Here is a 9796-nt window from a genome sequence, read left to right on the forward strand (position 1 = left end):
GCGCGGCGCCTCGATCCGCCACCCGGCCTCGCCCGCGCCGATCCGCGCGCGCCCCGCCTCGAGCACCAAGAGGCAGGCGCTGTCGGGCTTGAGACCATAGGTCGCCTCGGCCAGCGGACTGCGCAGCTGATGCGCCGTCAGGCCGGCATGGGCGGGGGGCTGGGACAGGCGTGTTGGCAAACTGCTCACCGATTGGGCAGGAGAAACGGCGTATACGTGCAATTCTTCCCTGCACCAGTGCATTTTATCAACGTCTTTTTCCTCTACCCTCGCTGCATCCACCAGATCGCCTCGGGGAGAGACAGGCGGCTGGCGGCACAGAACGACGCCGGGAGGGGCGTCAACGGGAGGAAACTGATGTCACTGAAATCGAGACGCGCGCTCCTGCGCGCGCTACCGCTTGCGCTCGCCTCGTCGCTGGCGCTGAGCGCGCCGCTGGCGGCGCAGGACGAGACCGTCACTATCGGCTACGCGGTGTCGAAATCCGGCCCCAACGCCACCGGCGCCGGGATCACCACGATCCCCAATTACGAGCTCTGGGTCGGCGAGGTGAACGCCGCCGGCGGGCTCGAGATGCCCGATGGCAGCCGCCGCATGATCGAGGTGGTCGAGTATGACGACCGCTCCAGCGCCGAGGATCTGGTGCGCGCCATCGAGCGGCTCGCCACGCAGGACAAGGTCGACCTGATCCTGCCGCCGTGGAGCACCGGCGCCAACCTCGCCATCGCGCCGCTGATGGCGCGCTTCGGCTACCCGCAGCTCGCGGTAACGGCGGTCACCGACAAGGCGCCGGAATTCGCCGCCCGCTGGGACCGCTCGTTCTGGATGCTGGGCGGCGGGCACGATTACGCCACCGCGCTGGTCGAGACCCTGAGCGCCGCCAAGGAGGCCGGCACGATCAACGACAAGGTGGCGATGATCTCGGTCGCCGACGGCTTCGGCATCGATCTGGTGAAGGCCGCGCGTCCGGCCTTCGAGGAGGCGGGCTTCGATCTGGTCTATGACGAGAGCTACCCGCTCGGCACCTCGGATTTCGCCACCATCCTGAACGAGGTGCAGGGCTCGGGCGCCGACAGCTTCGTCGCCTTCTCCTACCCGCCCGGCAGCTTTGGCGTGACCAAGCAGGCAATCACCGCGGGCTTCAACCCCAAGGTCTTCTACATCGGCGTTGGCGGCGCCTTTCCGGTCTATTCCAAGATCGCGGGCGGCGCGCAGGAAGGCGTGATGTCGATCGGCGGCGTCGATTCCGCCAGTCCCGCGGTACAGGAATATTTCGCCAAGCACGCTGAGACCATCGGCGCGCCCCCGGACAGCTGGGCCAGCGCCGTCACCTATGCCTCGCTCGAGATGCTCGAAGAGGCGGTGAAGCGCGTCGGGCTCGACCACGGGGCGCTGGCCGAGGAGCTCTCGACCGGAACCTTCGACACGGTGCTGGGAGAGGTGACGCTGGAAGACAACCAGCTGCGCCAGCTCTGGTGGGTCGGTCAGTGGCAGGGCGACAGCTTCGTCGCGGTGAGCCCCGCCGACCGCGAAGGCGCTGCGGCGCCGATGATCCCGAAACCCGAATGGTAATCCGCGCGGGCGGGCTTTGTGCCCGCCCCGCCAAGGACGGCACCCCATGATCCTATCGACCCTCTTCCTCGGGCTGGTGCTCGGCGGGACCTACGCGCTGCTGGCGCTTGGCCTGTCGCTGCAATACGGCATCGCCCGGATCATGAACCTCGCCTATGGCGAGTTCATGCTGCTCGCCTGCTTTGCGGTGTTCATGATGTTCACCAGCTGGGGCATCGGCCCGCTCTGGGGCCTTCTGGTGGTGGTGCCGCTGGGCTACGCGCTCGGCTGGGGCATCCATGCGCTGATGATGCGGCCGCTGCTGAAGCGCTCGGGCGGCGGCGGGCGGCTCGAGGTCGACACCATCCTCGCCACTTTCGGCCTGCTCTTCGTGGTGCAGGGCCTGATGCTGGTGACCTTCGGCAGCGATTTCACCTCCTACAGCTATCTCGACGGCGGCATCGACCTGATGGGCACCACCGTCGCCGCCAACCGGCTCATCGCCTTCGTGCTGTCGCTGGTGATCGGCTTCGGTCTCTACGCCATCCTTGTGCGCTCGCGCTGGGGCCGGGCGCTGCGCGCCGTGGCGCTGGCGCCCGACTCGGCCTACCTCGTCGGCATCGACGTCAACCGGCTCGGCCGGCAGGGCTTTGCGCTCGGCGGCGCGCTGGCGGCGGCGGGCGGGGCGCTGGTCTCGATGTTCCAGACCTTCTCGGCCACCGATGGCGTTGTCTTCACCATGAAGGCGCTGATCGTCGTCATCATGGGCGGCGTCGGCAACATCCTCGGCGCGCTGATCGCCGGGCTGCTTCTGGGGCTGGCCGAGACCTTCGTGGCTGCCTTCATCGATCCCGGGCTGACGCTCGCGGCAACCTACACACTCTTCCTCGCGGTGCTGCTTTGGCGGCCGACGGGGTTGTTCGGCAGGGCGGGAGGCTGAGAGCATGCTGTATCTGGGGATTGCAGCCGTCTCGGTTGGGGGGCTTTCCGTCCTGCCGTTCCTTCTTGGCGATTATGGCACCGGGCTGCTGGTCGGGCTTGCGGGCTATGTCACGCTGGCCACCGCTTGGGCGATGTTCTCGGGGCCCACGCGCTATATCTCGCTGGCCACCGTCGCCTTCTTCGGGGTCGGCGCCTACACGGTGGCGGTGCTGAACGAGGTGCTGCCCTACCCGCTGGTGCTGCTCTGCGCCGCCGGGATCGGCGCCACCATGGCGCTGCTGGTGGGGCTCTCGACGCTGCGGCTGGCGGGGATCTACTTCGTGATCTTCTCATTTGGCCTGGCCGAGCTGGTGCGCCAGCTCATCACCTGGTTCGAGGTCAACGTCACCGGCACGCTCGGGCGCTACATCTTCCTCGATCTCGGCGCGCGCGAGATCTACTGGCAGCTTCTGGTGCTCGGCGTCTGCACGATCGGGCTCGCCGCGTGGATCCGGCGCTCGCGGCTCGGCCTCGCGCTGCGGGTGATCGGCGATGACGAGACCGTGGCGGCGCATTCCGGCATCAACCTCGCGCGCTCCAAGCTGGTGCTCTTCGTGGCCTCGGCGACGATCATCACCCTCGTGGGCGCGATCCAGGCGCCGCGCTGGGTCTATGTCGAGCCCTCGATCGTGTTCAACCCGACGGTCAGCTTCCTGACCGTAATCATGGCACTGCTCGGCGGCGCGACCCGGCTCTGGGGGCCGCTTTGCGGCGCGGTGCCGCTGTTTCTGCTCTTCGAGTGGCTCTCGGCGCGCTTCCCGGATCACTTCTCGATCCTGCTCGGGCTGCTCTTCATGGCCGTGGTCTACGCGCTGCCCAACGGCGTGCTCGCCGCCATCGAGGGGCTGCGCAAGCCGAAAGGCAACGGCGCAAGCAAGGAGGCCACCGCATGAGCGCGCTTCTGACCACAGACAGCCTCACCAAGCGCTTCGGCGGTCTGACCGCGGTGGATGGCGTCTCGCTCACGGTGCGCAAGGGCGAGGTTCTGGGGCTGCTCGGGCCGAACGGATCGGGCAAGACCACGCTGATGAACCTGATCTCGGGGGCGCTGAAGCCCTCCGAGGGCCGGCTGCTGATCGAAGGAACCGACCTCACCGGCGCGCGGCCCGACCGCATCGCCCGGGCCGGCGTCGCCCGCACCTTCCAGCTGGTGCGCATCCTGCCCTCGCTGACGCTGCGGGAGAACGTAATGGTGCCCGCCGCCTTCGGGCCGGACAGGCTCTGGGGCGCGCCGCTCGAGGCGCGCGTCACCGAGTGCCTCGAGACCGTGGGCCTTGCCGCGCGTGCCGGGCAGGCCGCATCCGAGCTCACCTATATCGACCAGAAGCGCCTCGAGCTGGCCCGCGCGCTGGCCGCCGGGCCGCGCCTGCTGCTGCTCGACGAATGGCTCGCCGGGCTCAACCCGACCGAGCTGCACGAGGGCATCGGGCTGATCCGGCGCCTCGAGGAGACCGGACTGACGATCATCATGGTCGAGCACATCATGGACGCGGTGCGCGCCCTCTGCCCGCGCTGCGCGGTGATGAACTCGGGCAAGCTGATCGCCGACGGGCCGACGGACGCGGTCCTGTCCGATCCCCACGTCGTCGCCGCCTATCTGGGAGAAGAGGATGCTTGAGATCGACAGCCTGCGCCTGACCTATGGCAAGCACACCGCGCTCGACGGGGTGTCGATGCAGGTCTCGCCCGGCGAATGCGTGGTGATCCTCGGGGCCAACGGGGCCGGCAAGTCCTCGCTGCTGAAGGCGGTGGGCGGGGTGGTCCGCCCGGCCTCGGGCCGCATCCTGCACGAGGGCACCGACCTGGCCACCGTGCCGCCCCACGCCATCGTCGAGCGCGGCATCGCGCTGGTGCCTGAGGGCCGCGGCATCTTCGCCCGCATGAGCGTGGCCGACAACCTCGCGCTCGGCTGCCACCCGGAGCGCGCCCGCCACGGCGCCGAGGCGCGCCGGGCCGAGGTGCTGGAGCTGTTCCCGCGCCTCGCCGAGCGCCAGCGACAACTCGTCGGCACGATGTCGGGCGGCGAGCAGCAGATGGTCGCCATCGCCCGCGCGCTGATGTCGGGCCCCGACCTGCTGCTGCTCGACGAGCCCAGCCTCGGGCTCGCGCCGATCGTCACCAAGGAGGTCTTCGCCGCGCTCGCCCGCATCCGCGAGACCGGCCTTACGCTGGTGATCGTCGAGCAGAATGTGCGCGCCAGCCTGGCGCTCGCCAGTCGCGGCTACCTGCTCGAGGCGGGGCGCGTTGTGGGCAGCGGCAGCGCCGACGAACTGCGCGACGACCCGGCGGTGCAACGCGCCTTCCTGGGCGGCACCACCGAGCCGCTCGATTCCGAACTGACCTGAGAGGAGACCTGAGGAGCATGGACAGCCTGCACCTGTTTATCGACGGCGAACACGTTCCCGCCGAGGACGACCGCGCCTTCGAGCGCGCCAACCCGGTGACCGGCGAGACCGCGACCCGCGCCGCCGCCGCCAGCACGGCGGATGCCATGCGCGCCGTCGATGCCGCCGCAGCCGCCTTCCCGGACTGGGCGGCACTGGCGCCGATGGCGCGGCGCAAGATGCTGCTCAAGGCCGCCGAGGCGCTGACCGCGCGCGGCGACGACATCGTCGCGGCGATGAAGGCCGAGATCGGCGCCACCGAGGCCTGGGCCCGTTTCAACGTCATGCTGGCCTCGGACATGCTGCTCGAGGCCGCCAGCCTGACCACCCAGATCAAGGGCGAGATCGTGCCCTCGAACCGCCCCGGCTCCACCGCCTACGCGGTGCGCCAGCCCGCCGGCGTGGTGCTCGCCATGGCGCCGTGGAACGCGCCGGTGATCCTTGGCGTGCGCGCCATCGCGACGCCGCTGGCCTGCGGCAACACCGTGGTGATGAAGACCTCCGAGCTCTGCCCGCGCACCCATGCGCTGATCCTCGAGGCGGTGGCCGAGGCGGGGCTGCCCAAGGGGGTGGTCAACGCCCTCTCCAACGCGCCCGAGGATGCGCCCGAGCTTGTCGAGACGCTGATCGCGCATCCGGCGGTGCGTCGTGTGAACTTCACCGGCTCGACCCGGGTGGGGCGGATCGTGGCCGAGCTTTCGGCCCGGCATCTCAAGCCCTCGCTGCTGGAGCTTGGCGGCAAGGCGCCGTTCATCGTGCTCGACGATGCCGACATTCCGGCTGCGGTCGCCGCCGCGGGCTTCGGCGCCTACATGAACCAGGGCCAGATCTGCATGTCGACCGAGCGCATCATCGTCATGGACGAGATCGCCGACGCCTTCGTCGCGGCCTTTGCCGAGAAGGTCGAAAGCCTCACCGCCGGCGATCCGCGCGAGGGCAGCGCGCCGCTCGGCAGCCTCGTCAACCTCGCCGCCGCCGACCGTATCCGCGACCTGATCGAGGACGCGGTCTCGAAGGGCGCGCGACTGATCGGCGGCGGCGGCGAGGGCACCATCCTCAACGCCGCGGCGCTTGACGGCGTGACCCCGCAGATGCGGCTTTATTCCGAGGAAAGCTTCGGCCCTGTCGCGTCGATCATCCGCGTCGGCTCGGTCGACGAGGCGGTGCGGGTCGCCAACGAGAGCGAGTTCGGCCTCTCGGCGGCGGTGTTCGGGCGCGACCAGACCCGCGCCATGGCGGTGGCCCGCCGGATCGAGAGCGGCATCTGCCACGTCAACGGCCCGACCGTCCACGACGAGGCGCAAATGCCCTTCGGCGGCGTGAAGGATTCGGGCTACGGTCGGTTCGGCGGCACTTGGGGGATTGCCGAATTCACCGAACTGCGGTGGATTACGACGCAGGATGGAGACCTGCACTACCCGATCTGACAGGGAGAGTCGGATCGGCAACGACCAAAAAGGGAGGAGACACCATGAAGACCAGACTGATGACGGCCGCGCTCACGGCCGGCCTCGCGCTCGGCGCCGGCGGTGCATGGGCGCAGGAGCACGTGTTCAAACTGCACCATTTCCTAGGCGCCAAGGCACCGGCGCAGACCCAGATGCTCGAGCCCTGGGCGCGCACGGTCGAGGAGAACTCGGGCGGCGCGGTGAAGATCGAGATCTATCCCTCGATGACCCTCGGCGGCCGGCCGCCGGAGCTGATCAACCAGGTGCGCGACGGCGTGGTCGACCTGATCTGGACGGTGAACGGCTATACGCCGGGCCTGTTCCCGCGCACCGAGGTGATCGAGCTTCCCTTCGTCTTCACCAACGACATCGTCGCGGCGAACCTCGCGCTCTACGACATGTACGACGAATACCTGAAGGACGACTACAAGGGCGTCGAGCCGATGTTCCTGCATGTCCATGGCGGCCAGGCGCTGCACACGGTCGACAAGGAAATCCGCAGCCCGGCGGACGCGGCGGGGCTGAAGCTGCGCATCCCGACCCGCACCGGGGCCTGGGTGATCGAGGCGCTCGGCGCCTCGCCGGTGTCGATGCCGGTGCCGGACCTGCCGCAGGCGCTGTCGAAGAAGGTGGTCGACGGTGCGATGATCCCCTGGGAGATCATCCCCGCGCTCAAGATCCAGGACCAGACCAAGTACCAGATCGAGGGCGCAGACAAGACCCGCTTCGGCACCACCTCGTTCCAGGTCTCGATGAACAAGGCGCGGTGGGACAGCCTGCCCGACGACGTCAAGCAGGCCTTCCGAGATGCCTCTGATCGCGACTGGGCGATCGAGGTCGGTCGGATCTGGCGCGAGATCGACGAGCGCGGCATCAAGGTGGCGACCGATGCGGGCAACACCCACATCACCCTGACCGAGGACGAGACCGCCGCCTTCAAGACCGCGCTCGAGCCGGTGGTGGATCGCTGGGTCGAGGACGTCTCCTCGAAGGGCATCGACGGCACGGCGATGGTCGCCAAGACGCGCGAACTGATCGAGAAGAACGCCGGCGGCATGAGCAACTGATGTTCGCTGCCGAAACCAAGCACCGCAGCGGGATCTCCGCTGCGGTCGCAAGGCTTGTCACCGTCTGGGCACTGCTCGGCGGTGTCGTTCTTCTTGCCGTGGTGCTCATCAATGTCGGCTCGGTGGTGGGCGCGGTGGTGTGGAAGCCGTTCCCGGGCGATTTCGAGCTCACCGAGATCGGCGTCGCCGTCGCGGTGTTCGCCTTCCTGCCCTATTGCCAGCTCACCGACGCCAATGTCACCGCCGACATCTTCACCGCCCGCGCGCCGGCGCCGATGCTGGCCCTGCTCAAGGCGCTGGCCGCATTGATCGCCTTCGGCTTCGCGACGATCCTGGTCTGGAGGATGTATCTTGGCATGCTCGACCAGAAAACCTATGACTACACCACCGCGATCCTGCAGGTGCCGATCTGGTGGGGCTTCGTGCCGATCCTGATCTCGCTGGCGCTGCTCATCGCCGCCGCGCTCGTCACCTTCGTGGAATCCGTCCGCGGGGTGCGGGCATGACCGACCCGATCACGCTCGGCATCCTCGCGCTCGTCATCCTCGTGGCGCTGATCGCGATCCGCATTCCGGTCGCCTATGCCATGATCCTCGTCGGCGGCGTCGGCATCGCCATGCTCAACGGCCCGGCACTGCTGCTAAGCCAGCTCAAGACCCTCGCCTACGGACAGTTCTCGATCTACGACCTCTCGGTGGTGCCGATGTTCGTGCTGATGGGCGAGCTGGCCACCGTCGCCGGACTCAGCCACGCGCTGTTTCGCGGCGCCAACGCCTGGCTGGGCTGGATGCGCGGCGGCACCGCCATGGCCGCCATCGCCGGCTGCGCCGGCTTCGGCGCGGTCTGCGGCTCGTCACTGGCCACCGCCTCGACCATGGGCAAGGTCGCCCTGCCCGAGCTGAAACGATACAACTATTCCGGCGCGCTCGCGACCGGCTCGCTGGCGGCGGGCGGGGTGCTGGGCATCCTGATCCCGCCCTCGGTGGTGCTCATCGTCTACGCGGTGATCGTCGAGGCAAACATCGTCACCATGTTCGCCGCGGCCATGCTGCCCGGCATACTCGCGGTGATCCTGTTCATCGCCACCATCGCGCTCTACGTGGCGATCCGCCCCGAGGCCGGCCCGCCCGGCGGCGCCTCGACCAGAAGCGAGTTCATCGCCGCCACGCTCGGCCTGCTGCCGGTGATGGTGATCTTCGGCCTCGTGCTCGGCGGTATCTATGCCGGCTTCTTCAACCCGACGCCGGCGGCGGCGGTGGGCGTGTTCCTCGTCTGGCTCTACGGGCTGATGAAGCGCAAGCTCGACCTCCGCACCACATCCGCCGCGCTCAAGGCCACGGCCCGCACCAGCGGCATGATCTACCTGATCCTGCTTGGCGCCGAGCTGATGAAGATCTTCATGTCCCGCATCGGCCTGCCGCAGCAGGCCGCCGCGTGGATCGCCGAGAGCGGCATGGCGCCGATGATGGTGATGGTGCTGATCCTGGTGGCGCTGATCCTGCTCGGCTGCCTGATGGACAGCCTGTCGATGATCCTGCTGGTGATCCCGTTCTTCTGGCCGATGCTGCTCGAGATCAACGGCGGGCTCTACCAGACCGCCGACGGCGCCGGGTTCGGCATGAGCACCGAGGACCTCAAGGTCTGGTTCGGCATCCTCGCGCTGATCGTGGTCGAGCTTGGGCTGATCACGCCGCCGGTGGGGATGAACGTCTTCATCATCTCGGCGCTCGCCAGGGACACGCCGATGATCGAGACCTTCAAGGGCGTGGCGCCGTTCTTCTGCGCCGAGCTTCTCCGGGTGGCGCTGCTGCTGGCCTTCCCGGCGGTGACGCTCTGGCTGCCACGGCTTCTGGGAGGATGACATGACCGACAGCGCAAGGGTCACCGCCGGGGGCGCGATCTTTCCCCGTCTCAAGGCGCTTGGCGTGGACTATGTCTTCGCCAATTCCGGCACCGATTTCCCTCCGATCATCGAGGGGCTGGCGCAGGCCGCCGCCGAGGGGATCGAGCTGCCGCAGGCGCTGGTCATGCCGCATGAACACGCGGCGATGGGCATGGCGCATGGCTATTACCTGATGACCGGCAAGGCACAGGCGGTGATGCTGCACACCAATGTCGGCCTCGCCAATGGTGCCATCGGCGCAATCAACGCCGCCTGCGAGCATATCCCGATGATCCTGATGTCGGGCCGCACCCCGGTCACCGAGGCGGGCCGCTTCGGCGCCCGTACCGTGCCGATCGGCTGGGGGCAGGAGATGCGCGACCAGACCGCCCTCGTGCGCGAGGCGGCAAAGTGGGATTACGAGCTGAAATTCCCCGAGCAGGTGCCGGATCTGCTCGACCGCGCCTTTGCCATCGCCAACTC

Annotated in this window: 11 protein-coding genes; 10 read left to right on the plus strand and 1 reads right to left on the minus strand. The window is 68.5% G+C overall.

Features of this window, described 5'->3' with window-relative positions:
• Window positions 1-180: hypothetical protein (locus tag AC6RA4_RS19440; protein ID WP_500163199.1), on the minus strand; the 180-nt coding region annotated here is incomplete at its 3' end.
• 177 nt (window positions 181-357) lie between these two features.
• Here AC6RA4_RS19440 and AC6RA4_RS19445 point away from each other — a divergent pair.
• From AC6RA4_RS19445 to AC6RA4_RS19490, 10 genes are all read left to right on the plus strand, one after another.
• The gene (locus AC6RA4_RS19445) at window positions 358-1572 is read left to right on the plus strand and encodes an amino acid ABC transporter substrate-binding protein (RefSeq protein ID WP_500163200.1); all 1215 of its coding nucleotides are present in this window, start codon (window positions 358-360) and stop codon (window positions 1570-1572) included.
• A gap of 46 nt (window positions 1573-1618) precedes the next feature.
• A complete protein-coding gene (locus AC6RA4_RS19450; RefSeq protein WP_500163202.1) occupies window positions 1619-2491 on the plus strand; it encodes a branched-chain amino acid ABC transporter permease in 873 nt (290 codons plus the stop codon).
• A 4-nt stretch (window positions 2492-2495) separates the two neighbouring features.
• Entirely contained in the window at window positions 2496-3425 is a 930-nt protein-coding gene (locus AC6RA4_RS19455) for a branched-chain amino acid ABC transporter permease (RefSeq protein ID WP_500163204.1), read from the plus strand.
• The gene (locus AC6RA4_RS19460; protein WP_500163206.1) at window positions 3422-4150 is read left to right on the plus strand and encodes an ABC transporter ATP-binding protein; all 729 of its coding nucleotides are present in this window, start codon (window positions 3422-3424) and stop codon (window positions 4148-4150) included. The genes AC6RA4_RS19455 and AC6RA4_RS19460 overlap by 4 nt, the downstream gene beginning before the upstream one ends.
• Complete coding sequence (locus AC6RA4_RS19465) at window positions 4143-4877, plus strand: ABC transporter ATP-binding protein (protein ID WP_500163207.1); 735 nt, start codon at window positions 4143-4145, stop codon at window positions 4875-4877. The genes AC6RA4_RS19460 and AC6RA4_RS19465 overlap by 8 nt, the downstream gene beginning before the upstream one ends.
• Window positions 4878-4894: 17 nt before the next feature.
• Window positions 4895-6343, plus strand: a complete 1449-nt coding sequence (locus AC6RA4_RS19470) for an aldehyde dehydrogenase (protein ID WP_500163209.1) — start codon at window positions 4895-4897, stop codon at window positions 6341-6343.
• A 44-nt stretch (window positions 6344-6387) separates the two neighbouring features.
• Complete coding sequence (locus tag AC6RA4_RS19475) at window positions 6388-7431, plus strand: TRAP transporter substrate-binding protein (RefSeq protein WP_500163211.1); 1044 nt, start codon at window positions 6388-6390, stop codon at window positions 7429-7431.
• Window positions 7431-7937 carry a TRAP transporter small permease gene (locus AC6RA4_RS19480; protein WP_500163212.1) on the plus strand — a complete coding sequence of 169 codons (507 nt, stop codon included), beginning with the start codon at window positions 7431-7433 and terminating at the stop codon, window positions 7935-7937. Before AC6RA4_RS19475 ends, AC6RA4_RS19480 begins: the two co-directional genes overlap by 1 nt.
• Window positions 7934-9292 (plus strand): TRAP transporter large permease, encoded by a 1359-nt coding sequence (locus AC6RA4_RS19485; RefSeq protein WP_500163214.1) that lies wholly within the window; start codon window positions 7934-7936, stop codon window positions 9290-9292. Before AC6RA4_RS19480 ends, AC6RA4_RS19485 begins: the two co-directional genes overlap by 4 nt.
• 1 nt (window position 9293) lies before the next feature.
• A partial coding sequence (locus AC6RA4_RS19490; RefSeq protein ID WP_500163215.1) for a thiamine pyrophosphate-binding protein occupies window positions 9294-9796 on the plus strand: 503 nt, incomplete at its 3' end.

The sequence above is a fragment of the Salipiger sp. genome (genome assembly GCF_059781815.1).

Coding starts and splice junctions, on each gene's coding strand:
- AC6RA4_RS19445 (WP_500163200.1), top strand. CDS start 358: ATGTCACTGAAATCGAGACGCGCGCTCCTGCGCGCGCTACCGCTTGCG.
- AC6RA4_RS19450 (WP_500163202.1), top strand. CDS start 1,619: ATGATCCTATCGACCCTCTTCCTCGGGCTGGTGCTCGGCGGGACCTAC.
- AC6RA4_RS19455 (WP_500163204.1), top strand. CDS start 2,496: ATGCTGTATCTGGGGATTGCAGCCGTCTCGGTTGGGGGGCTTTCCGTC.
- AC6RA4_RS19460 (WP_500163206.1), top strand. CDS start 3,422: ATGAGCGCGCTTCTGACCACAGACAGCCTCACCAAGCGCTTCGGCGGT.
- AC6RA4_RS19465 (WP_500163207.1), top strand. CDS start 4,143: ATGCTTGAGATCGACAGCCTGCGCCTGACCTATGGCAAGCACACCGCG.
- AC6RA4_RS19470 (WP_500163209.1), top strand. CDS start 4,895: ATGGACAGCCTGCACCTGTTTATCGACGGCGAACACGTTCCCGCCGAG.
- AC6RA4_RS19475 (WP_500163211.1), top strand. CDS start 6,388: ATGAAGACCAGACTGATGACGGCCGCGCTCACGGCCGGCCTCGCGCTC.
- AC6RA4_RS19480 (WP_500163212.1), top strand. CDS start 7,431: ATGTTCGCTGCCGAAACCAAGCACCGCAGCGGGATCTCCGCTGCGGTC.
- AC6RA4_RS19485 (WP_500163214.1), top strand. CDS start 7,934: ATGACCGACCCGATCACGCTCGGCATCCTCGCGCTCGTCATCCTCGTG.